Source organism: Arthrobacter cupressi (assembly GCF_900099975.1).
Classification (GTDB): Bacteria; Actinomycetota; Actinomycetes; order Actinomycetales; family Micrococcaceae; genus Arthrobacter; species Arthrobacter cupressi.
The window spans coordinates 41,042-63,672 of the sequence record NZ_FNEI01000004.1 but is presented as its reverse complement, the minus strand read 5'-3'; the positions used below and the strand labels follow the sequence as shown (position 1 = coordinate 63,672).

Annotated in this window: 24 protein-coding genes; 21 read left to right on the top strand and 3 right to left on the bottom strand. The window is 68.1% G+C overall.

The genetic code is table 11. The features are described 5' to 3' along the window. The first annotated feature begins 61 nt into the window (after window positions 1–61). From BLP88_RS06205 to map, 6 genes are all read left to right on the top strand, one after another. Entirely contained in the window at window positions 62–1,087 is a 1,026-nt protein-coding gene (locus tag BLP88_RS06205) for a 3-oxoacyl-ACP synthase III family protein (protein WP_074587786.1), read from the top strand. Window positions 1,088–1,152: 65 nt separating this feature from the next. Then, window positions 1,153–1,896 (top strand): glycosyltransferase family 2 protein, encoded by a 744-nt coding sequence (locus tag BLP88_RS06200; RefSeq protein WP_218871822.1) that lies wholly within the window; start codon window positions 1,153–1,155, stop codon window positions 1,894–1,896. Continuing rightward, on the top strand, window positions 1,893–3,071 hold the full coding sequence (locus BLP88_RS06195) for a cytochrome P450 (RefSeq protein WP_084110867.1): 1,179 nt from the start codon (window positions 1,893–1,895) through the stop codon (window positions 3,069–3,071). The genes BLP88_RS06200 and BLP88_RS06195 overlap by 4 nt, the downstream gene beginning before the upstream one ends. After that, window positions 3,064–4,779, top strand: coding sequence for an AMP-binding protein (locus tag BLP88_RS06190; protein ID WP_074587784.1), 1,716 nt, complete (start codon window positions 3,064–3,066; stop codon window positions 4,777–4,779). Before BLP88_RS06195 ends, BLP88_RS06190 begins: the two co-directional genes overlap by 8 nt. Next, complete coding sequence (locus BLP88_RS06185; RefSeq protein WP_074587782.1) at window positions 4,776–5,702, top strand: NAD-dependent epimerase/dehydratase family protein; 927 nt, start codon at window positions 4,776–4,778, stop codon at window positions 5,700–5,702. The genes BLP88_RS06190 and BLP88_RS06185 overlap by 4 nt, the downstream gene beginning before the upstream one ends. Before the next feature lie 28 nt (window positions 5,703–5,730). Beyond that, window positions 5,731–6,561, top strand: a complete 831-nt coding sequence (gene map, locus BLP88_RS06180) for a type I methionyl aminopeptidase (RefSeq protein ID WP_074587780.1) — start codon at window positions 5,731–5,733, stop codon at window positions 6,559–6,561. A 67-nt stretch (window positions 6,562–6,628) separates the two neighbouring features. Here the strand turns inward: map and BLP88_RS06175 are convergent, their stop codons facing one another. Genes BLP88_RS06175 through BLP88_RS06165 form a run of 3 tightly spaced genes read right to left on the bottom strand, consistent with a single transcriptional unit; the run spans window position 6,629 to window position 9,356 of the window. Beyond that, window positions 6,629–7,186 (bottom strand): 2-oxo-4-hydroxy-4-carboxy-5-ureidoimidazoline decarboxylase, encoded by a 558-nt coding sequence (locus BLP88_RS06175; protein WP_074587778.1) that lies wholly within the window; start codon window positions 7,184–7,186, stop codon window positions 6,629–6,631. A gap of 35 nt (window positions 7,187–7,221) precedes the next feature. After that, window positions 7,222–8,682, bottom strand: a complete 1,461-nt coding sequence (locus BLP88_RS06170; protein WP_074587777.1) for a chlorohydrolase family protein — start codon at window positions 8,680–8,682, stop codon at window positions 7,222–7,224. Then, window positions 8,679–9,356, bottom strand: coding sequence for a FadR/GntR family transcriptional regulator (locus tag BLP88_RS06165; RefSeq protein WP_074587776.1), 678 nt, complete (start codon window positions 9,354–9,356; stop codon window positions 8,679–8,681). The genes BLP88_RS06170 and BLP88_RS06165 overlap by 4 nt, the downstream gene beginning before the upstream one ends. A gap of 97 nt (window positions 9,357–9,453) precedes the next feature. Here BLP88_RS06165 and BLP88_RS06160 point away from each other — a divergent pair, with 97 nt between their 5' ends. From BLP88_RS06160 to BLP88_RS06090, 15 genes are all read left to right on the top strand, one after another. After that, window positions 9,454–10,545, top strand: coding sequence for a sugar phosphate isomerase/epimerase family protein (locus BLP88_RS06160; protein ID WP_074587774.1), 1,092 nt, complete (start codon window positions 9,454–9,456; stop codon window positions 10,543–10,545). Beyond that, window positions 10,542–11,429 (top strand): ABC transporter permease, encoded by an 888-nt coding sequence (locus BLP88_RS06155; protein ID WP_084110862.1) that lies wholly within the window; start codon window positions 10,542–10,544, stop codon window positions 11,427–11,429. The genes BLP88_RS06160 and BLP88_RS06155 overlap by 4 nt, the downstream gene beginning before the upstream one ends. Before the next feature lie 8 nt (window positions 11,430–11,437). Then, window positions 11,438–12,454, top strand: coding sequence for an ABC transporter permease (locus BLP88_RS06150; RefSeq protein ID WP_074587773.1), 1,017 nt, complete (start codon window positions 11,438–11,440; stop codon window positions 12,452–12,454). Further along, window positions 12,454–13,515: an ABC transporter ATP-binding protein gene (locus BLP88_RS06145; RefSeq protein ID WP_084110860.1), complete on the top strand. Its 1,062-nt coding sequence runs from the start codon at window positions 12,454–12,456 to the stop codon at window positions 13,513–13,515. Before BLP88_RS06150 ends, BLP88_RS06145 begins: the two co-directional genes overlap by 1 nt. Next, entirely contained in the window at window positions 13,512–14,390 is an 879-nt protein-coding gene (locus BLP88_RS06140; protein ID WP_074587772.1) for an ATP-binding cassette domain-containing protein, read from the top strand. The genes BLP88_RS06145 and BLP88_RS06140 overlap by 4 nt, the downstream gene beginning before the upstream one ends. Window position 14,391: 1 nt before the next feature. Then, window positions 14,392–16,026 (top strand): ABC transporter substrate-binding protein, encoded by a 1,635-nt coding sequence (locus tag BLP88_RS06135; RefSeq protein WP_074587770.1) that lies wholly within the window; start codon window positions 14,392–14,394, stop codon window positions 16,024–16,026. A gap of 81 nt (window positions 16,027–16,107) precedes the next feature. After that, a complete protein-coding gene (locus BLP88_RS06130) occupies window positions 16,108–17,163 on the top strand; it encodes a sugar phosphate isomerase/epimerase family protein (RefSeq protein ID WP_074587769.1) in 1,056 nt (351 codons plus the stop codon). 104 nt (window positions 17,164–17,267) lie between these two features. Further along, window positions 17,268–18,230, top strand: coding sequence for a P1 family peptidase (locus BLP88_RS06125; protein ID WP_074587768.1), 963 nt, complete (start codon window positions 17,268–17,270; stop codon window positions 18,228–18,230). 210 nt (window positions 18,231–18,440) lie between these two features. Then, window positions 18,441–18,662, top strand: coding sequence for a translation initiation factor IF-1 (gene infA / locus BLP88_RS06120; RefSeq protein WP_009358723.1), 222 nt, complete (start codon window positions 18,441–18,443; stop codon window positions 18,660–18,662). Window positions 18,663–18,730: 68 nt separating this feature from the next. Further along, window positions 18,731–18,844: a 50S ribosomal protein L36 gene (gene rpmJ, locus BLP88_RS06115; RefSeq protein ID WP_011775570.1), complete on the top strand. Its 114-nt coding sequence runs from the start codon at window positions 18,731–18,733 to the stop codon at window positions 18,842–18,844. 197 nt (window positions 18,845–19,041) lie between these two features. Next, window positions 19,042–19,419: a 30S ribosomal protein S13 gene (gene rpsM, locus BLP88_RS06110; RefSeq protein ID WP_074587766.1), complete on the top strand. Its 378-nt coding sequence runs from the start codon at window positions 19,042–19,044 to the stop codon at window positions 19,417–19,419. A 43-nt stretch (window positions 19,420–19,462) separates the two neighbouring features. Beyond that, window positions 19,463–19,864 carry a 30S ribosomal protein S11 gene (gene rpsK / locus BLP88_RS06105; protein WP_021472435.1) on the top strand — a complete coding sequence of 134 codons (402 nt, stop codon included), beginning with the start codon at window positions 19,463–19,465 and terminating at the stop codon, window positions 19,862–19,864. A 138-nt stretch (window positions 19,865–20,002) separates the two neighbouring features. Beyond that, the gene (locus tag BLP88_RS06100) at window positions 20,003–21,013 is read left to right on the top strand and encodes a DNA-directed RNA polymerase subunit alpha (RefSeq protein ID WP_070347947.1); all 1,011 of its coding nucleotides are present in this window, start codon (window positions 20,003–20,005) and stop codon (window positions 21,011–21,013) included. Window positions 21,014–21,076: 63 nt separating this feature from the next. Further along, window positions 21,077–21,631: a 50S ribosomal protein L17 gene (rplQ, locus tag BLP88_RS06095; protein ID WP_074587765.1), complete on the top strand. Its 555-nt coding sequence runs from the start codon at window positions 21,077–21,079 to the stop codon at window positions 21,629–21,631. Between the two features lie 32 nt (window positions 21,632–21,663). After that, window positions 21,664–22,572 (top strand): tRNA pseudouridine synthase A, encoded by a 909-nt coding sequence (locus tag BLP88_RS06090; RefSeq protein WP_074587764.1) that lies wholly within the window; start codon window positions 21,664–21,666, stop codon window positions 22,570–22,572. Window positions 22,573–22,631: the final 59 nt, after the last annotated feature.

Here is a 22,631-nt window from a genome sequence, read left to right as displayed (position 1 = left end):
TGAGTGCGGGATGCACCCTTTCTTGTGTTTCCCGTTCCGGACTGGATATTTGGGGGAGCGGATGGCTGGAGCGGCGCCGGGACAGAGCCGGATCACCGGCGTGGAGGTCTACCTGCCGCCCGGGCGCCTGGACACGTCCGGCGTCGAACAGCGCCTCAGGCGGGAGAGCCCCGGCTTCAAGGTTCCCGCCGGCCTGATCCACCGGGTGACCGGGATCCGCACCCGCAGCGTGATGTCCGCAGTGGAGCAGGCCTCAGACCTCGCCGTCAACGCGGCCGCCAAGGTCCTCGCCGAGCGCGGGCTGCAGCCCGAGGACATCGATCTGCTCATCTTCGCCTCCGCGAGCCAGGACATGGTGGAACCGGCCACCGCGCACATGGTCGCGGCGAAGCTGGGCCTGCACTGTCCGGTCATGGACGTCAAGAACGCGTGCAACAGTTTCCTGAATGGACTCGAAGTGGCCGACTCCTTCGTGGCCGCTGGGCGCTACCGGCGGGTCCTGGTGGCGGGCGGGGAATCGCCGTCGCGGGCCGTCCGCTGGGAGGTGCCGGACTTCGATACCTTTGCGGCGTCCTTCCCCGGATACACCATGAGCGACGGTGGTTATGCCGCCTTGGTGGAGCCCGCGGACGGTTCCACGGCAGGGGTCCTGGGGTTCGGCTTCTCCGCGAAAAGCACGCACTGGTCCGTGGGCACCCTCGCCGCCGGGGGCTCGGCCTACCCGCGGGATCCGGACGCCACCTACTTCTCCATGGACGGGGAAAAGCTCAAGGACGCTTTCCTGGATCTTGGCAGCGGCATCCTGCACTCAACCCTCGAACGGCTGGGCCTGGGCTGGGAGGATTTCGCGGTGGTCTGCGTCCACCAGGTCAGCGCCCCCTACCGTGAGGTCTTCGCCCGGGGCGCCGGGGTACCCGAGGCGAGGCTGGTGCCCACGGTGGAGGACTACGGCAACCTGGCCTCCGTGACCCTGCCGCTGCAGCTGAAGCTGGCTCTGGACAGCGGGCGCTGCGGACCGGGGGACCTGGTGGCCCTGGTGGGCCTTGCAGGCGGCGTCAGCCTGGGCCTGGCAGTGGTGCGGCTGTGAGCGGCGGGCTTTCCGGCCCGGTTAATTCAAGCACCGGTCTTTCAAGTACGACGGCGACCCGCCCGTTGAGCATCGCGGTGCCGGCCCTGAACGAGGAAAAGCTGATCCGGCAGACCCTCGAATCGCTGGCCGCCCAGCAATACAAGGATTTCACGGTGGTGGTCGTGGATAACGGTTCCACCGACCGCAGCTGCGAGATCGCGGCGGCCTTCGCCGCTGAGCACCCGGGGATGGACATCAGGCTGCTTCACGAAAGCCAGAAAGGCACCGGCGCCGCTGCGGACACCGGCATGCGCTTCGGTGCCCGGCACGGCGCCACCTGGCTGGCCCGCACCGACGCTGATTGCTTGGCCGCCCCCGACTGGACCGAGCGGATTGTCGCCGCGTTCGGCGAGGGCCTGGAACTGGTGGCCGGGCAGCTGCTGCCCAGGGAGGACGAAGGGATCACGGCGGGCGAGCGGCGCATGATGCTGCTCGCCGTCGAGGTGGCCTCGCTCTTCGGCCGGATCCGGCCCGGGAACAAGGGCAAAGACTACCTGGGGCCGTACCAGATGCTCCCGGGCTGCAACATGGCAATCACCGCGGAACTGTACCTTCGCTCGGGCGGATTTCCGCGGAGCAGGATCGAGGACCTCCACGAGGACCGGGCCCTGTCCAACCGGGTCCGCAAACTCAGCCGGGCCTACGCACTGCGCCGGGATGTGGTGGTTTACGGCTCCTCCCGGCGCGTAAAGGCCTGGGGGCTGAAGAACACCCTCGCCTGGTACGCCGACCACCGCTACAAGCCCGAGGTGGTGGACATCCGGTGAAGCGCCGGGAACTGGAGCGCTGGGAGCGGCGGCTCCACTTGGGCGCCCACCCGGTGCTGTACCCGCTGATCCGCGGGCTGGGGTACCGCCGCCCGGTGCAGCGGATCCCCGGGCTCGGGATCCTGGTCAGCGACGCCGGGCTGCTGCGCCAGGTCCTGATGGACAACGAACGCTTCGTCAAACACGGACGGTCCGCGTCCGGCGGGCTCTGGACGCCGGTGGTGGGACCCAAGGCCCTGCTCAACATGGACGGGGCCGAGCACCTGGAAATGCGCCGGCGGCTCGGCGGGGTGTTCACCGCCCGCTCCGTGGCAGTCATGGTCGAACCGGCGGCGGCAAGGCTCCGCGACCGGCTGGAACGCGAACTGCCGGCCGGGCGCGGCGTGGACCTCGTCCGGGAAGTGAAGGAGCTCTCCGGCGGCGTGATTGCCGGGATCCTCGGCCTGCCCGCGGACGCCCCGGGCCGCCTGCCGGACCGGGACCTGTTCGACCTCGGCACCTCCATCACCTCGCTGGTCCGGCTGGGCCGCCACGAACTGACCCCGCCGCAGGCCGCCAAGGCGCGTTCCGCCGTCGAACGCCTGGCCGGACCGGCCCGCGCGGCTTACCGCGACGGCGCCCCCGACACCTTCCCCGGGCGCCTGCGGGAACTTGGCATGAGCGAACAGGAAGCCCTGGGGGTGGTCAGTGCTTTCGTGATCGTTGGTACCGAGACCCTGGTGTCCTTCATCCCCAGGATCGTGGCGCTGCTGGCAGACGCCGGCCGGCTGTCCGCGCTGGCCGCGGACCGCAACGGACTGCCCGCCGCCGTCAACGAGGGCCTCCGCTTCACCGTACCCTCACCGATGATGCTGCGCGACGCCGTCGCCTCCGGAACGCTGGGCGGTGTCCGGTACCGGGAGGGGGACCGGCTGCTGCTGTCCACCATCCACGCGGCCAAGAGCCTGGGTGGCTTCGACCCGGAACGGACCGTCCCGCCGCACGCACGGCAGCTTTGGTTCGGTGCCGGCCCGCACTTCTGCATCGGCATGCCCCTGGCGATGGCCCAGATCAACTCCACCCTGGAGAGCCTGCTGGATATCTACGCCCGGCAGCCGTGGCGGATCGTGTCCCGGCGTGTCAAGCACCGCGTGCTCATCCCCGGATACGAGACCCTGGAGCTCGCCAATGAATGATGACTTCTCCGGCGCCGACCTGAGCGCCGACCTGATCGCCGGAGTCTACGCGGCCGCCCGGCGCTGGCCGCAGCGCCCCGCCATCACGGCACCGGGCAGGAAAACACCGTGGCGGAAGGCACCCGGGCGCACCATCAGCTACGCGCAGCTCGTGGAGGGAATCGAGGCGACGGCCACCGCCCTGCGGTCCGAAGGCTTCGGGGCGGGGGAGCGGATGCTGTTCTCGGTGCGGCCAGGGCCGGATGCCTTCGTCCTGGCGCTCGGCGCCGTCCGGGCCGGCGGCTCCATCGTCTTCATCGATCCCGGGATCGGCCCGGCGCTGTTCCGGGACCGCGCGGAACTCGCCGCCCCGCGCTGGGCCGCCTCGGAATCCCTGCTGTACGCGCTGAGCAGCAAGGGCCCCCTGCGCCCGCTGGCCCGGCGCCGGGGCCTGCTGCTCCCGGACTACGGCGCCTTGGATATGCGGCACTTCTACTCCGGACCGTGGCTGCCGGGAGTGCCGCGCGGGGCCCGTCCGGTGAAGGAACTGTCGGGGCATGTGCGCGGAGGTGGCCGGACCCATGGCGGACCGTTGCCGGTGCCCGATCCCGCCCCGCACCAGGAAGCAGTCATCATCTTCACCTCCGGTACCACCGGCCATCCCAAGGGCGTGGTCCACACCCGCGGTTCGCTCGGGGCGGGCTTCGGGCAGCTGACCCGGCGCTGCACCTTCGCCGCGGGGGACAGGATCCATTCCGAACAGCTCATGATGGGCCTGCCGGCCCTGATCGCCGGAGCACACTGGACCATGCCCGCCTACGGCTTCTCCGCCCACATCGATCCGCTGCGGCTTGCCACGGAACTCGGTCCCCTTCCCGGAAAGTACGACGGCGCCACGCACCTTTTCCTGGTGCCGTCCCAGCTGGCGCCCATCCTGGACGCCGTCGAAGCCGGGACGGTGGTGCTGCCGAGCACCCTGCGGACCGTGATGCTCGGAGCGGCGCCCGTGCTGGCCCCGTTCCTGGAACGGGCGATGCGGCTGCTGCCTGGCGTGGATTTCAAACTCATTTACGGCATGACCGAGCTGCTGCCCATCGCGATTGCCGACGGCGCGGAAAAGCTCGCGTTCGCCTCCGGCGCGGAGGCGGAGCTGACGGCTCCGGACGGCAGCGGGGAAGGCGACTTCCTGGGCGCACCCCTCCCGGCGGTGCGCATCAGGGTGGCTGAGGACCACGAGCTGTTGGCCGGCGGACCGAATATGTGCCGCGGCTACCTTGGCAAACCGGACATGTTCGAACACGCCACCGGAGACCTCGTCCGGCTGGACCACGGCGGTCCGGACGGCAGCGTCAGGCTGGTGATGATCGGCCGGAAGAAGGACATGATCATCCGCGGCAAGACCAACATCTACCCGGCGCTGTACGAACCCTTGATCGGGAAGGTCCGCGGCGTGGCGGAGGCGGTGCTGGTGGGCGTGCCGGACGGAATCGGCGACGAGGCGGTGTGGCTCGCCGTCGTTCCCTCCCCGCGGGAGGACCCCGGCAAGGTGAGGGCCCGGCTGCTCCGTGAACTGCCGCGGCTGATTGACGAGTCCGCGCTGCCGGACCGGATCGAAACCATGCACGAACTTCCCGTGAGCGGCAGGCACCGCAAGACCGACCGGGCGAAACTGCGCGAGGATTTCGCCGCCCTCGCAGCCGCTTCGAAACAGGCAGGAACCCGGGCATGAGGATCGCGGTCACGGGAGCGGGCGGTTTCATCGGCGGCGCCATCGCCGCTGCGGCGGAGGCCCGCGGCTGGGAGGTGGTCCGCTTCGGCCGCCGCCAGGGCCCCGGGATCCTCTCCTGGGACCTCGCCGGACTGCCGCCCGCCCGGCCGCCCGCGGTGGACGCCGTCGTACATGCCGGTGCCCTGGTGGCGGACTGGGGACCGGCGAGGCCGTTCCACCGCGTCAACGTCCTGGGCACCCGTGCCGTCGCCGAAACCTTCCCCGGAACCCGGCTGGTGCACATTTCCAGTTCCAGCGTCTACCCCTGGTGGGAGGACTGCAGCGACCGGGCAGAGGAGGAAGTCGCGGCGCGGCACCTGGGCGCCTACGGCCGCAGCAAGGCGCTCGCCGACGTCGAGGCCCGCCGCCACCCCGACTCCCTGGTGCTGCGCCCGCACGCCGTCTACGGTCCGGGCGACCGGACCCTGTTGCCCCGGCTGCTGTCCAACATCCGTGGCGGTGCCTTGTTGAGCGTCGGCCGGCCGGACGTGCTGCACCAGCTCACGCACATCGGCAACCTCACGGCGGCGGCGCTCGCGGCCTGCACCTCTGGCGTGCGCGGCCCCGTGAACGTCGCTGACGCCAACCCCGTGCCGCTCGGCGCCGTGCTGCGGGAGGTGCTGGACGCCACGGGTCACGACGACGTGGCCGTGAAGTACATTCCGCGGCCTGTGGCCATGGCCCTGGCCGGCGTGTCCGAGACGGTGGCGCTTGCCGCCGGCAGGCCCCCGCGGCTCACCCGCTACGCCGTGAGCCAGCTCGGCAGGCAGCGGACGTACCGCCTGGACCGGCTCCGCGGTGAGCTCGGAGTTGAGCCGATTTCGACCACGCTCGCGGATGCGGGAAAATGGATGGCAGAGCCAAGGCACGTGCGCCCTGCATGAGCCGTTGAGAGCAACCCCCGAGGAGACCATGGCGTTCGGCCAGCCCCGTATCGAATACAAGTCCAACCAGCAGATGCGCAAGATGCACGAGGCCGGGCTGGTGCTCAGCCGCGCCCTGGACGCCGCGGTGGCCGCAGCGAAGCCGGGCGTCAGCACCCGCGAGCTGGACGCAGTTTTCGCCGCCGTGCTCAATGAAGCCGGGGCGAAGTCCAACTTCCTCGGCTACCACGGCTTCCCGGCCACCATATGCACCTCGGTCAACGAGGAAGTGGTCCACGGCATCCCGGGCGACCGCGTGCTGCAGGACGGCGACATCATCTCGATCGACGGCGGCGCGATCGTTGACGGCTGGCACTCCGACTCCGCCCGCACCGTGATCGTGGGCACCGCGGACCCGGAGGACCAGCGCCTCTCTGATGTCACCGAGGAAGCGATGTGGCGGGGCATCGCCGGCCTGGCCAAGGGCAAGTTCGTGGGCGACATCGGTAACGCGATCGACGACTTCGTTTCGTCCGTTCCAGGCAAGCCGCTGGGCATCCTGGAGGACTACGTGGGCCACGGCATCGGCTCCGAAATGCACATGGCCCCGGACGTGTTGAACTACCGCACCGGCCACCGGGGGCCGAAGATCCGCCCCGGGCTGTGCCTGGCGATCGAACCGATGCTGGTCCGCGGCGGAATCGAAACCGCCACCCTCGAGGACGACTGGACCGTGGTCACCACCGACGGCCAGCGTTCCTGCCAGTGGGAGCACTCCGTCGCGGTGCACGAAAAGGGCATCTGGGTCCTGTCAGCGCCCGACGGCGGTGCGGAGCGACTTGCGCCGTTCGGTGTCACCCCGGTGCCGATCCCGGCCTGAGCCTGCCGGACTCACTGAATAGACAACAAAGGCGAGGTGCCCACACGGGCGCCTCGCCGTCGTCGTTCTATGCCTCGGTGAGGGCGTTTTCCGGATCGTCCAGCTCGGCAACGAGCTTCGTGAGGCGGATGGCGACCAGTTTGCGCAGTTCCTCCCGTATGGCGTCGCACTCCGCTTCGGGTGAGTTCGCCAAGCGGGCGCGGAGCGCGGCCAGCATCTCGTCGTTCGTCAGTCCGGTTGCACAGATCAGGAAGACGTGGCCGAATTTTGCTTCGTAGGCGTCCTGGGCTTCGTTCAGGGCCTGAAGGGCTTCCTCGTCCCGGTCCATGCGGGCGGATTCCTGCTTGGCCCACCGCAGCCGCCGGCCGGTGAAGCCGTCGTGCGTGGATCCCAACCGCCTCAACCCGACGTGGGAGGCGACCACGTTGGCGTCGCTCAGTGCTGTGACAGCTGAGCGCGCCTTTGCGATCAGGTCGTCAAAGTCACTGAACGGCCGTTGACGGTCAACGTCGATCGCCCAGTCTTCCACGGGCAGGTGGCACAATTCGGGCATCACTTTGATGAACTCGTCACGGGGGAGGCCGTTGAGCCGGTTGACTCCGAGCATTTCAACAGAGGTGTTCAAGACAGTTTCCTTTCATGGTCAGCGGATGCAGGGCCTCAGCGGAGCGGGAAGCTCGCCGGCAGGAGCTCTTCGGTCGGCCGCCGCGCGTGGTCCGAGATGCTCAGGGAAGCGATGTAGAGGTCCAGGAATTCCTGCGCCTGTTCCCGGTACCCGCCTGTGTCAACGGTGACGATCTCGCCGCCGTCGACCACTGTGCGTCCGGCGACGACAACGCGGGTGATGTCGCGGCCGTCCGCGTTCATCACCATGGTGCGGATGGGGTCGGCGTAGGGGCCGATGTGGTCGCCGCTCAGGTCCAGGACGAAGTAGTCGGCCTGCGCGCCGGGGGCGAGCCGGCCAAGGTCCGGGCGGCCCAGCGCTTCGGCCGGGTCCAGCGTGGCGGAGCGGAAGAGGTCGGCGGCCTGGGCGCTGCTGCGGTTACCGGTGGCTGCCTTGGTCATCCCCATGGCCAGGTCCATGGCGCGGATCATGTTCGGCGGGGCGGAGTCCGTGCCCAGCACGATCCGGATGCCGCGGTCGCGGTAGGAATCGTAGTTGTCCAACATGCCGCCGTAGTGCGCCATCGGGATGGGGCAGAGCAGGACGCTCGTGCCGGAGCCGGCGAGCAGCGCGAGGTCGTCCCCACTGCCGAAGGCCTCGGGCATGAGCGGGTGCCCCGGGATTGTCCAGGCGTGCGGGATGAAGGTCCGTTCGCCCAGGAAGCCGAGGTCGGCGAGGTACGGCAGGGAGCGCTTGCCGGTCCGGGCGATCATGGTTTCGATCTCGAAGAGCCCCTGGGCGGCGTGCAGGCGCACCGGAATGCCGAGGTCGTCGGCGGCCTTACGGGTCAGGCGGAGGGTCTGTTCGGTCTGGGTCTCGATCCGGGCGGGCAGCAGGGCGGTGCGGATGAGCCCGCCGGCCCGGCCCTCGTAGTCCTGCGCAAAGCGGATGGCGTCCTCCAGCCCCTCAAGGCCGCGCCGCTCGTCCTCGTGAAGAAGCACGCCCGTGCCGTCCGTATATGGCACGGCTGTGCGGTAACTGGGGCCGAGGTAGGCGCGGACACCGAGGGCTTCGACTGCCGCGGCTGTGTCCGCCATGTCCTGATAGTCCTCGCACCATTCGTGGTAGCTCTCGGAGGCGATGGGCATGAGGGTGGTGATGCCGTTGCGGACCAGCTGGGAGAGTGCGAATTCCCGGCGGAAGCGGGCCTGTTCCCGCGTGAAGACGGCTCCGTGGTCCTTCAGATAGGCCTCGGACCAGACGAGTCCCAGGCGCGTATCCGGGCCGTGCCAGGAGTCGAAGATCGCGTGGTCGATGTCGGCCAGCGCGTTCAGGTCGATGAAACCGGGGGAGACGATCGCCTGGCCGGCATCGATGTCCGTGTCCACCGCCCCGGAGTAGTCCCGGCCGACAAAGAGGATGGTCCCGTCCTCGTGGACCAGTTCGGCGTCGGGCAGGATGCAGTGGTCGCCGTCGGCGTATCCGATCACGAAGGCGGCCTTGATGCGGGTGATCATTTGTTCTCCAAGTCGTGAGCCTGGCGGTCCAGGATGGCCCCGGCCACCAGCATGGCGTCCTGCACGGAGCCGTCCCGGATGGCCTCGAAAAGGTCGTCGTGGTTGTCATGCCCGGCGTGCGCGGCGCGGTCGAGGCCGGCGGCGGAGGTCCAGGAGCCGTCGATGTTGGCGGCCAGGGAACCGTAGATGCCGGCCAGGAGCTGGTTGTGAGCGGCATCCACCACGGCGCGGTGGAAGTCGATGTCCGCCTCGCGGAACCCGTCGTCATCCCGGGCATCCGCGGCGGCACGACGGCGGCGGAGCGCGTCCTCGAGCCTGTCCAGGTCGGCCTGGTCCCGGCGCTGTGCGGCGAGGGCCGCCGCAGGCACGTCCAGGCTGCGCCGGACCTCGACCGCTTCGAACGGGTCTGCGTCCTGGAAGCCCCTGCGGAGGGCGATCTCCTGTTCATCGACGGCGGCAACGAACGTCCCGTCGCCCTGGCGGGTCACGAGCAGGCCGGCGTGCACCAGCGCACGCAGGGCTTCGCGCAACGGGGCGCGGCTCAGTCCCAGGGCCCTGCCCAGTTCGGGTTCGGGCGGGATGCGGTCTCCCAGACCCCATTCGCCCTGCCGAATCCGTTGACGGATGTCGTCGATTGCCTCATCGACCACGCTGCGCCGTCCGTTCACCGCCATGGTGCCCCCTCTGGTTCTTACGTCCACGAAGCGTCTCACATGGCTGTTTGAAAATCCACCCTTTCGTAAGACGTCTTACGAGTGTATCTTGATCGGCATGACCCAGATCACAGAAACACTTCCTGGCTCGAGGTCTTCACTAGACGGGGAAATCCCCGCCGTCCGCCTCGGCATCCAGTTCACCCGCTACCCCGGAATGGAGCAGCTGCCGCTGCCCGATTCGCTCCGCCAGGCCGTCGACGACGGCTTCACGCTCGTGGTCCTCAACAACATCGCCGCGGAACTCGCGGGCGGAGTTGCGGACACCCTGGACGAGGTGGCAGCGGAAGCCCGGCGCGCCGGCGTCGAACTCCAGCTGGGACTGGGCTGCGCGGGTCCTGCCGGCGATCCGGCCACGGTCCGGGCGGATCTGCGCAGGGCTCTGGTACGGGGCCTGGAACTCGGCATCACGGAGTTCTTTGTCTACACCCGCTCCGAGCGGGAAGGCCTGGTGGAGCAGGGGCGCTATCTGGACCACGCCGCGCAGCTGCGCCTCATCCGGGCCAACCTCGAATCCCTCGCCGCGGACGCCTTGGAGCACGGTGCCCGGATCAACGTCAAAACCCACGAGGACCTCGCCTCGGCCGAGGTGCTGGCCCTGGTGCAGGGACTGGACCCCGCGGTCTTCGGCATCGGACTCGATGTGGCCAACCTCGTGGTCCGCGGCGAGGACCCGCACGCCGTTGCGAACACACTCGGCCCCATGGTCCGCATGACCCACCTGGAGGACCTGGTGCTCTTCCCGGTGCCCCACGGCTACCGGCGCCGGCTGCGCGCGGTCGGCGAAGGCGTCCTCGACTGGGACGTTCTCCTCGGCGGCCTGCTGGCCGCCGGGGTGCGCGACTTCACCCTCGAACAGCACCGTGGAATGTTCGACACGCCCGTTTTCGACCGGTCGTGGTTCCGCCACGAGCCCCACCTTGACGCCCCTGAACTCGGCCAGCTGGCCCGGCTCGGGGTCCTGACGCACGACGGCGTGGCGCGCGGGGACATCCCGCCCCTCACCGGCTGGGACGATGACCCCGCCCCTGCCGAACGCCGTCGGCAATTGCTCCACAGCGCCGCAACGTTGCGGCGGATCCTCAACTCGATCGGTGCCCGGATAGCTGCCCCGGCCACGATCCTTTCCGGAGAGGAAGGACTCTCATGACCGCATTAGCCGCCCCGCAGGCCGTTGTCCCGGCCAGGCGCCGGCCCTTCACCAGCTTCCTCAAACGGGACAGGAGGCTCACGCTCGCCCTGTCCCTGCTGGCCGCCCTGGTGGTGCTGACGCTGCTCGGCCCGCTGTTCTGGCGGATCCCGCCCGAAGCCATCAACCTCGGCGCGGTCCTCCAGGGCCCCAGCTTCGCGCACCCGATGGGCACGGATGACACCGGCCGCGACGTGATGTCCCGCTTCCTTGCCGGAGGGCAGACGTCCATCCTTGCCGGCCTGGCCATTGCCCTCATCGGGGCCATCGTGGGCTGCGTGACCGCCCTTCTGGCCGGCTCCATGCGCGGTTGGGTGGACACCCTCTTCACCTGGCTGAGCAACTCGATCCTGTGCTTCCCGGCCCTCCTGCTGGCCATGGCCATCGCAATGGCGCTCAAGCCGGGCGTCACGGCGGCTGTCATCGGCCTGTCCCTGCATTCCTTCCCCTGGTACATGCGGACCCTCCGCGGCGAGGTGATGCGCCTGTACGGCCAGGATTTCATCCGCTCCACCATGGCGATCGGCGCCCACCCCGGCCGGGTCCTGTTCCGGCATGTGCTCCCGCACCTGGTGCCGATCATGATCCTGCAGATGGCGGCCGTGTTCGGTGCCGCCGTGCTGTCCCTGGCCGCCCTCGGGTACCTCGGACTCGGAGCCCAGCCGCCCACCGCCGAATGGGGCGAAATGATCACCGAAGGCCAGCAGTTCTTCCTCACCGGCCAATGGTGGATCGCCGGCTTCCCGGGCCTCGGCCTGCTCACCGCCGTCACCCTGACCACCGTCATCGCGGACCGGGCCCGTGAGGTCCTGGACCCGCGCGGCGAATTCACCCAGGCGAAGTGAGGCTTGCGATGACCAGCACCCTTCTCAAGCGCCTCGGCGTGGCCCTGGCCACGATTTTCGGGGCCTCGATCTTCACCTTCGTCCTGCTCCGCAAGGTCCCCGGCGACCCGGCCCGGGCCATCGCCGGGGACACCGCCACCGAGGAAACCGTCGCCGCGCTCCGCCAGTCCATGGGCCTGGATGACAACCTGTTCGTCCAATACGGCAACTACATGGGCTCCCTGCTCCGCGGCGACTTCGGATTCTCATACAGCACGGGCAACAGCGTGGGCACGCTCCTCGGCCAGCGGCTACCGGCCACCCTGGAACTCGGCCTGTTGTCGGTGATCATCGCGATCGTCGCCGCCGTCCTCGCCGCGAGCTTCGCGGTCTATTCACGACGGCGGTGGCCGGACCAGGCGGTCCGGGCGGCTTCCTCCCTGGCCATGGGTTCGCCGCCGTTCTGGATTGCGCTGCTGGCCCTGATGGTCTTCTCCATCCAGCTCGGGATTTTCCCGGGACCGGAAGGCCGACTGTCCCCGGGCATGCTCAAGCCGCCGAACATTACCGGGATGTTCACCGTGGACTCGCTCCTTGCCGGGCAATGGGGAACTTTTGCCAACGCGGCGTGGCACCTGATCCTGCCGGCAGCGATCGTGACCCTAGGCCCCTTCGCCTTCCTTAGCCGGCTCTACCGCAACCAGCTGCGCGGCACCCTGAGGGAAACTTTCGTAGCCGTCTCCCGGAGCCACGGACTGCGCCGCTTGCCCGTGTACAACCGGCACGTGGCACCGCACGGGTTGCTGTCCCTGCTTCCCGCCGCCTCCCTCCTCTTCGCCGACCTCCTCGCCGGCAGCCTGCTGGTGGAGAAGGTGTTCGGCTGGCCCGGCATCGGCTCCATGACCGCAGACGCCATCATCCAGAAGGACTTCGCCGTGGTCCAGGCCGTGCTCCTGCTGGCGGCCGTCCTCTACGTGGTGGTCAGCCTGCTGGCCGACCTCCTCATGACCGCAGCCGATCCCCGCACCCGAGTAGGAGCACGCTGATGCAAAGCAACTCCCTTTCCCTTCCCGCTCCCCGAGTGGCGGGCGACGGCGGCCCGGACGCCGAGCGCCATGACCCCGTGCTCAGCGTCCGCGGACTGCGCACCGACTTCGTGACCGCCGTCGGGACCGTTCACGCGGTCCGCGATGTCTCCTTCGACCTCCGCAAGGGGCAGCGGCTGGCGATCGTGGGCGAATCCGGTTCCGGAAAGTCCGCCATGGCCATGTCCCTGATGGGGCTCGTGCCCCCGCCCGGCCACGTGGCCGGTGGCAGCGTCAAGCTCAACGGCACCGAGATCGTGGGCCTGGACGACGCCGGGATCTCCAAGGTCCGCGGCAAGGACATCGGCCTGGTGTTTCAGGACCCCATGGCCGCGCTGGATCCGCTGAAGACCATCGGAAGCCAGTTCGTCGAAACCATCCGGGTGCACCAGGACGTCTCCGTCAAGGCTGCCCGCAAGATGGCCGCCGACCTGCTGGGCGAGGTGGGTGTCAACGATGCAGCCCGCCGGCTCTCCGACTACCCGCACCAGTACTCCGGCGGCATGCGCCAACGCGTGCTGATCGCCATGGCCATCGCCAACGATCCCTCCGTGGTGGTCGCAGACGAACCCACCACCGCGCTGGACGTCACCACCCAGGCGCAGGTCCTGGATCTGTTGGCCAAGATCTGCGATGAACGCGGCAACGCGCTGGTGCTGATCACCCACAACCTGGGCATCGTCGAAGAACTCTGCGACAGCGTCAACGTCATGTACGCCGGGCGCTTCGTCGAGTGCACCAGCACGGAGGCGTTGTTCGCCTCGCCGGGCCACCCGTACTCGAAGGCCCTGCTGGACTGTGTCATCGACCCCGCCACCGCACGGCGCGGCGCCCTGCCGGCCATCCCCGGCTCGCCGCCGGACCTCTCGGTGGACGAACCCGGCTGCCCGTTCGCGCCGCGCTGCCCGATCGGCCGGGACCAGGAACGCTGCGCGGTCGAAAGGCCGCAGCCGCGCACCCTGTCCAACGGCGCCGTCGTCCGCTGCCACTTCGCTTACGACACCCAGGGAGAGACAGCATGAACATCGAAAATGCCACCCCGCTCCTGCGGGTGGAGAAGCTGAACAAGTCCTACGCCAAGGGCATCGGCAACAGGCACCGCACGCAGATCCTGCGCGATGTCTCCTTCGAACTGCGCCGCGGCCAGACCCTGGGCCTCGTGGGGGAGTCCGGCAGCGGCAAGTCCACCACAGCGGCCTGCGTCATGGGCCTGACGGACGCAGACAGCGGTCTGATCGAGTTCGACGGCGTGAACCTCACCACCCTCTCCAAGCCCGAAATGCGCAGGATGCGCCGGCGGATCCAGATGGTCTTCCAGGACCCCAACGGCTCCCTCGACCCGCGCTTCACCGTGGCGGACCTGGTGGAGGAACCCCTGATCGTGCACGGCGTCAAAGACCCGGCCGAACGGTCGCGCCGGGTGTCCGAGGTGCTGGACCGGGTGGGCATCAGCGTCAAGCAGGCTGAGCGCTACCCCTTCGCCTTCTCCGGCGGCCAGCGCCAGCGCATCGCGATCGCCCGTGCCTTGGTCCTGAACCCGGACCTGGTGGTGCTGGACGAACCCGTGAGCGCCCTGGACGTCTCCATCCAGGCGCAGGTCCTGAACCTGCTCAGCGAACTGCAGGACGAACTGGGCCTGACCTACCTCTTCATCGTCCACGACCTCGCGGTGGCCCGGCTCATGAGCCACCACATCGCCGTCATGAACGCCGGGGAGATCGTGGAGGCCGGACCCTCCGCGGACGTCTTCGAGAACACCACCCACCCGTACACCCGGGCGCTGCTGGATGCTGTCCCCGGCGCCCACCGGCGGTCAGCACAGCAACGGACAGCACAGCAAGGAACGACGGCGGCGCTCGCCGCGGCCGGCATGGCCGACGCCCTGGAAGGAAAGTGACATGAGGACCCACCTGAAATGGCCGGCGGTCATCGGGAAGGCAGCCCTGAAGCGGACGACGGCGGCGCTCGCCGCCGTGGGCCTGCTCGCGCTTGCCGGTTGTGCCCAGCCCGCGGCGTCATCCCGTGCGGCTGACCGGCCCTTCACCGTGAACTGGGCCGCGTCCCTGACCAACATTGACCCCGCGTTCGTCTGCGCGGGCGCCGAAAACAGTTTCGCCAGCAACTTCTACGCCCGCCTGGTCAAGCTCGACGAAGAACCCCAGGCCGACGGCACCCTCGTGGCGGTCAACGAACCCGAACGGGTCAAAGGGGACCTCGCCACGTCCTGGACTGTGTCCCCGGACGGGAAGTCGTACACCTTCTCCCTGCACCCCGGGGCGAAGTTCGCCAACGGCAACCCCCTCGACGCCGAGGCCGTGCGGTACTCGATCATGCGCAACCTCACCATCGGCGGTTGCGGCGCCCTGGGCCTGCAGGTCGGCCTGACTGACCCGCCCCTGATCAGCGACGTCGTCGTCGTGGATCCGCAGACCGTGCGGCTGGAACTGTCCCGGGCGTACCCGGCGATCCTGGTAACGCTCGCCCAGAGCCGCGGCTCGATCTACGACCCGAAGGTCATCAAGGAACACGGCGAAGACAAGAAGGGCGTGCCCAACCAGTGGCTGGCCTCGCACACCGCGAGCAGCAGCGGCCCCTACGTGCTGGACGAATACGTGGCCAACAACTACGCCGTCCTCACCCGGAACCCGAACTACTACGGCACGCCGGCCAGGGAAGCTGAAGTACGGGTCAACTTCATCACCTCCATCCCCACGCTGATGCTGCAGGCCCGGCGCGGCGAAGCGGATGTGACCCTGGGCCTGCCGCCCTACGTGGTGCACCAGCTGAGCCAGGAGGACTGCTGCCGCGTCACCACCGCCCCGGCCTTCGCGCCGGTGACGGTGTCGCTGGACAACGCCTCGGGCACCACGGCCAATCCGAAACTGCGGGAAGCGCTCACCTATGCGGTGCCCTATGAACAGATCAAGGCCAGCGTGGCCTACGGCTACGCGGACAGCTACTACGGTCCCTTCGTCCCCGGCATCCCGGGCTTCGACGCGCAGCGCTCGGCGCCCAGGCCGCTGGACAAGGACCGGGCGCGCGCCCTGGTCAAGGAATCGGGCATCACGGATCCGCAGATCGACTTGATGATCAACCCGTCATCGCCCGGTGTGTCCACGCTCGCGACCATCCTCAAGTCCTCCTGGGAGGACATCGGGGTGCGCGTGAACATCGATTCCCAGACCCCCACGGCCTTCGCCACCAGGTTCAACACCGGCAAGTACCAGTCGGCCCTGCTGTTCGAAAGCGGCGGCGCCGTGGCCGCGTACGAGCTGCGCAAGAAGATGACCTGCGGCAGCACCTTCAACAACCAGCACATCTGCATTCCGGGAACCACGGAGCTCATGGACAAGCTCAACGCCGCCCCCGACCTGGACTCGCAGCTGCCCTACATCAACGCGCTGGTGGACGCCTGGCGGGCCAACTCGCCCACCATCATCCTCTACCGCGCACAGTTCACCGCCGTGCTGTCGGACCCGGTCAAGCACTTCGAGTACTCGCCGACGTTCGCCTTCAACAACTGGGGACGCTAGCCGCGCCCCGCCCGCCGGAGACCGCTCCACGCGCTCCCCGGCGGGCCCCAAGACCTCCGAAACCAGTAAGGACAAAGAAAAATGCGAATTGGTGTTGATGGAAGCAAGATCCCCCACGAAGCCGGGGACTCCGCGGTCCGCATCCTCGAACGCGCCCACGCGATGGGACTGGAAGGCGTGTACTTCCGCAGCGTCATGGACGTCTCGCCCACCCTGGACCGCGGGCTGCTCGCCGAAGTCCGATCCTGCGCCGACGAGCTGGGCCTCTACCTGCAGATGGGCCTGGCCAAGGTCAACCCCTATGCGGCCGCCGAGGCGCCCCAGGTCCGCCGGCTGGGCGACGGCGACTACACCCGCGGCATGGTGAGGATGATCGAAGCGGCGCACGAGGCCGCAGGGGTCACCGAGCTGTGGGTGGCCTGCGCCAACTACCAACGCGGAATGCCCGGCTACTACGTCTTTGACCGTTTCCGCACGGACGCCCCGTGGCCGGACCAGCTGGTGGCGATCGAGAAGTTCCTGCGGCTGCTGGCCCCGGTGGCGCGGGACCACGGCGTGCACCTGAACATTGAAACCCACGAGGAGATCACCAGCTACGAGGTGGTGCGCCTGGTCGAGGCCGTGGGTCCGGACGTCCTGGGCGTCACCTTCGACACCGCCAACGTGGTGGTGCGCGGCGAGGACCCGGTGGCCGCGGCCCGCCGGGTGGCCCCCTATACCCGGGCCACGCACCTCAGGGACTTCGTGCTGGGGGAGCAGGACGGCGTGTTCGGCCGCGTCTTCGCCCCCATCGGGCAGGGGTCCATCGACTGGGATGCCGTGCTGGGCATCCTGCACGCGGCCAACCCGGAGCTCCCGCTCTCCATCGAGAACGCCGGACCCACCCTGCACCTGCCCATCGGCCTGGACGATCCCGCCTGGCTCGCCGTGCACCCGGACCTGGACCAGGCCGAGGTCGCCCGGATCCGGGAGATGGCCGCCGCGTACCAGGCACGCGTGGACCTCGGTGAGGCCCTGCCACTGACGGAGCTGAGGGCCGTCCCGTACGACGGCGACCGCTTCATCGAGGAATCTGCCCAGGCTCTTCGTGCCTCCCTCGCCCGGCTCGGCATCGCGGAGGGCGTCAACGCCCGCTAAAACCCATGAGCGCGAACGTACAGTTGCGGCCCTAAATTCGCCGGGAAAGGGGCCCCAACTGTACGTTCGCGCGTATCCGGACCGCCGTGGAGCACAATGGCCACATGGCATCCAAGATCACGGACGTTCCGGGAATCCGCGTGGGGCAGGTCCAGAAGACCGGAGACGGCTGGCTTTCCGGGGTGACGGTGGTGCTGCCGCCGCCGGGAACCGTGGGCTCGGTGGATGTGCGCGGCGGCGGTCCCGGTACCCACGAAACCGACGCCCTGGATCCCACCACCCTCGTCCCCACCGTGGATGCCGTGGTGCTGACCGGCGGCAGCGCTTACGGCCTGGCCGCAGCGCACGGCGCCCAGCGCTGGTGCGAAGAGCAGGGCCGCGGGTTCCCGGTAGCCGGCGGCGTGGTGCCGATCGTCCCCGCCGCAGCCATTTTCGACCTGGGGCGCGGCGGCGACTTTGCCGCCCGGCCCGGCCCGGACATGGGCTACGACGCGGCAGCCGCCGCGGCCGCATCCGGCGAGCAGGCCGACGTCGTACGCGGGAACGCCGGCGCCGGCACCGGAGCAGTGCTCGGCAGGGGCGCGTTCAAAGGCGGGGTGGGCACGGCCTCCCTGACCCTGGACGGGCTCTCCCCGGACGGGCCCGTGGTGGTGGGCGCCATCGCCGTGGTGAACGCGCTGGGCCTGCCGGTCGGGGCGGACGCACCGGAGGTGCCGGGGAAACCGGAGTTGAACACGACGCTCGCCGTCGTCGCCACCAATGCCGCCCTGGACCCGGCGGAGTGCAAGCGGACCGCCGCGGCGGCACACGCCGGTCTCGCCCGGGCGCTGGATCCCTCCCATACCCTCGCCGACGGCGACACGGTCTTCGCGCTGGCGACCGGCGCCGTCGCGCTCGACCGGAGCACGGAACAGGCGCGGCAGATTTCCTTGATCACCCTGCAAAGCGCGGCCGCGGAAGCGGTCCGCCTCGCCATCCTTGACGGCATCGCCGCGGCCGAAACCATCACGACGCCGGCGGGGGAGTTCCGCGCATTTCCGGCCGGGGAACGTGGCCGGGAAGGGTGACAGCAGGATGCCCCTGCGCTAGCATGAGCGGATTTAACATTCGGCCCGCTTTGCCGTAGTGTTGTCTGTTGGTTGTCTGCACAGCCACGCCCATTTACAGATCCGGATTTCCGGGTCCTCCGGTGGGCAGGAAGCGGCAACCGAAAACCCAAAAACGTCCGCAGGGATTCCCTTGGGAAGGACTGCGGCAAACAACAGTTAGCGGAGGATATGGCCAAGAAGGACGGGGTCATTGAGATCGAGGGCGTTGTGACCGAGGCTCTGCCCAACGCGATGTTTCGTGTTGAGCTGACCAACAAGCACATCGTTCTTGCACACATCTCGGGGAAGATGCGCCAGCACTACATCAGGATTCTCCCTGAGGACCGGGTAGTGGTGGAACTGAGCCCTTACGACCTCACACGTGGTCGCATCGTCTACCGCTACAAGTAAATTGCTGGGCGGCAGGGCATCAGCCCGCGCCGTTCCAGCCGACCACCTGCAACACGCAAAGGAACGCCATGAAGGTCAAGCCGAGCGTTAAGCAGATCTGCGACAAGTGCAAAGTGATCCGCCGTAATGGCCGGGTCATGGTGATCTGCGAGAACCCGCGCCACAAGCAGCGCCAGGGCTAATTCCCGCCAGGGAATCAGCGCCCGCAAGGGCAAACCTGGGCTGTGCCCACGCAAGTAAATAAAGGCAGCACAAGCTGCGCTGGGACATTGAGCAACACAGAGCCCGGACAGCGAACCCCCGGTCGGAGGCTGGGGCCACACTGAAAGTGTGGGTGTACTGCCTACGACCTCCGGTTTATTCAAGGAGTACCGCCACTATGGCTCGTCTCGCTGGCGTAGACATTCCCCGCGAAAAGCGGTTGGAAATTGCGCTTACTTACATCTACGGCGTGGGCAAGACCCGTGCAAAGGAAACCCTGGCTGCCACCGGCATCAGCGCTGACGTTCGCGTCAAGGACCTGACTGACGCCGAGCTGGTTCAGCTGCGTGACTACATCGAGGGCAACTACAAGGTTGAGGGTGACCTTCGCCGCGAGGTAGCCGCCGACATCCGCCGCAAGGTCGAGATCGGCAGCTACGAAGGCCTGCGCCACCGCAAGGGCCTGCCCGTACGCGGTCAGCGTACGAAGACCAACGCTCGTACCCGCAAGGGCCCGAAGCGCACCGTCGCCGGCAAGAAGAAGGCTGGCCGCTAGAAATAGCGGTTGTCTTCCCCGATAACTTTCTGTAGGAGAAAACATGCCCCCCAAGACTCGTGGAGCGGTCCGTAAGCCGCGTCGCAAGGATAAGAAGAATATTGCGCTCGGCCAGGCGCACATCAAGAGCACCTTCAACAACACCATCGTGTCCATCACGGACCCGACCGGTGCTGTGATCTCCTGGGCTTCCGCCGGTGAGGTTGGCTTCAAGGGCTCCCGCAAGTCCACCCCGTTTGCCGCCCAGATGGCTGCCGAGGCTGCTGCAAAGCGCGCCCAGGAGCACGGTCTGCGCAAGGTTGACGTTTTCGTCAAGGGCCCGGGATCCGGACGCGAGACCGCAATCCGTTCGCTGCAGGCCGCTGGCCTCGAGGTTGGCTCCATCCAGGACGTCACCCCCAGCGCCCACAACGGTTGCCGCCCGCCGAAGCGCCGCCGCGTCTAATTGACTCTGCTGCGGCCTGCCGTACGCCGCCCGGACAATCCATTTGTCCGGGCGGCGCGGCCGGCAGCGACGGAAACAAGCCGATTTCCACTACCTGTGTTGCGTCATATAGCGGATGCTCGCCGAAAGGAAACCTAAGTGCTTATTGCACAGCGCCCCACTCTGTCTGAAGAAGTAGTCTCCGAGAACCGCTCGCGTTTCATCATTGAACCGCTGGAACCGGGCTTCGGCTACACCCTCGGCAACTCCCTCCGCCGTACCCTGCTCTCCTCCATCCCCGGTGCCGCTGTTACCAGCATCCGGATCGATGGTGTGCTGCACGAGTTCACGACGGTTCCGGGTGTCAAGGAAGATGTCACCGAGATCATCCTGAACATCAAGAACCTCTCCGTGTCCTCCGAGCACGATGAGCCGGTTGTCGCGTACCTGCGCAAGCAGGGTCCCGGAGTCGTCACGGCAGCGGACATCGCTCCGCCCGCCGGCGTCGAATTCCACAACCCGGATCTGCACATTGCCACGCTGAACTCGAAGGGCAAGTTCGAACTCGAACTGACCATCGAACGCGGCCGCGGCTACGTTTCGGCAGCTCAGAACAAGTCCGGCGACTCCGAGATCGGCCGTATCCCGGTCGACTCGATCTACTCGCCGGTCCTGAAGGTGACCTTCCGCGTGGAAGCCACCCGTGTTGAGCAGCGCACCGACTTCGACAAGCTGATTGTCGACGTCGAGACCAAGCCGGCCATCGCCCCGCGCGATGCCGTCGCTTCCGCAGGCACCACCCTGGTGGAACTGTTCGGTCTGGCCCGCGAGCTGAACACCGCAGCTGAAGGTATTGAGATCGGCCCGTCGCCCACCGACGCAGCCCTGGCTGCCGACATGGCACTGCCGATCGAGGATCTGGACCTCACCGTCCGTTCCTACAACTGCCTCAAGCGTGAGGGCATCCACACGGTGGGTGAACTCGTTGCCCGCTCCGAGGCTGACCTGATGGACATCCGCAACTTCGGTGCCAAGTCCATCGACGAGGTCAAGGCAAAGCTGGTGGAACTGGGCCTGTCCCTGAAGGACTCGCCTCCCGGTTTCGATCTTGCAGCCCGCGCCGCAGCCATCGAAGAGGACGACGCCGCGTTCAGCGACGACGAGCTCTAACACAGATCTTGGCCATCGGGTCCCGGACGGACCAGTACGGCCTTCATTACAGGAGAAATTACTATGCCTACCCCCACTAAGGGTCCGCGCCTCGGAGGCGGTCCGGCTCACGAGCGCCTGATGCTCGCGAACCTGGCAGCATCGCTGTTCGAACACAAGCGCATCACCACCACGGTCACCAAGGCCAAGCGCCTGAAGCCGTACGCAGAGCGCCTGGTCACCTTCGCCAAGCGTGGCGACCTCGCTTCCCGCCGCCGCGTGCTCGGCCTGATCAGCAACAAGGGCGTTGTCCACGAGCTGTTCACCGACATCGCGCAGGCAGTGGAGAACCGCGAAGGCGGCTACACCCGCATCACCAAGATCGGCAACCGCAAGGGCGACAACGCTCCCATGGCTGTCATCGAGCTGGTTCTCGAGCCGGTTTCCCCGAAGCAGGCTGTTGTAGCCGAGGCCACCAAGGCTGCCGAGAAGGCTGCTCCGGTTGCTGAGGAAGCTCCGGCTGAAGAGGTCGCTGAGACCGAAGCCGCCGAGGCTCCCGAAGCCGCTGCCGAAGAGGCTCCCGCCGCTGAGGAAGCTGCCGAGGCTCCGGCCGAAGAGGCCGCCAAGGACGAGAAGTAATTCGCTGAATTCTTCCCGATAGACTTGGGTCTATGAACGAACAGGAACCCGCTGCCCCCGTTTCCGGAGGCGGCGGGTTCTTGCGTATCCGGATGGATCTTTCGTACGACGGCGGGCCGTTCAGCGGCTGGGCCGTGCAGCCCGGACTGCGCACCGTGCAGGGGTGCCTGGAGTCCGCGCTGGAACTGGTCATCCGCCGTCCGGTCCGGGTCACCGTGGCGGGCCGCACCGACGCCGGCGTGCACGCCCGCGGCCAGGTGGTCCATGTGGACCTCTCGCCGGAGGAATGGTCCCGCCTATCCCGTGGGGGACTGTACGAACCGGCCGCTGCCCTGCAGCGCAAGCTGCGCGGGGCGCTCAGCAGGGTCCTGGAGGGGCACCACGGTGCTGGTGGAATTCGCGGTGCCATTGAAATCCACGACGCCGGCTTGGCGCCGTCGGGCTTCGACGCCCGCTTTTCCGCGCTGTGGCGCCGTTACAGCTACCGGATCGCCGACGGTCCGCAGCGGTGGGATCCGCTGCTGAGGGGCCTGACGCTTTGGCACAAGGTTCCGCTGGATGAGGCCCTGATGAACCACGGCGCGGCCGAGCTCCTGGGCCTGCAGGATTTCCGGGCCTATTGCCGGCCCCGGGAGGGCGCGACCACCATCCGGGAACTCCAGGCCTTCGAGTTCGACCGCGGGGACGACGGCGTTCTCGTGGCCACTGTCCAAGCCGACGCCTTCTGCCACAACATGGTCCGTGCGCTGGTCGGCGCCGCCCTGCGGGTGGGGGAGGGGCTGGAAACACCGCAATGGATGCACGAGCGCTTGCTCGCCGGCGTCCGCGATGCCAAATCGGTGCTCGCAGCCCCGCATCCCCTGGTCCTTGAACACGTGGCGTATCCCGCCGACGACGAACTCCATGCCCGGGCGGAGCTGACCAGGGCTAAGCGGGAGTAGCTTTCAGCCGCAGTTTCCATGGGAAGGTCTGCCCATGGGACTTTGCGACTTGGTTTGGC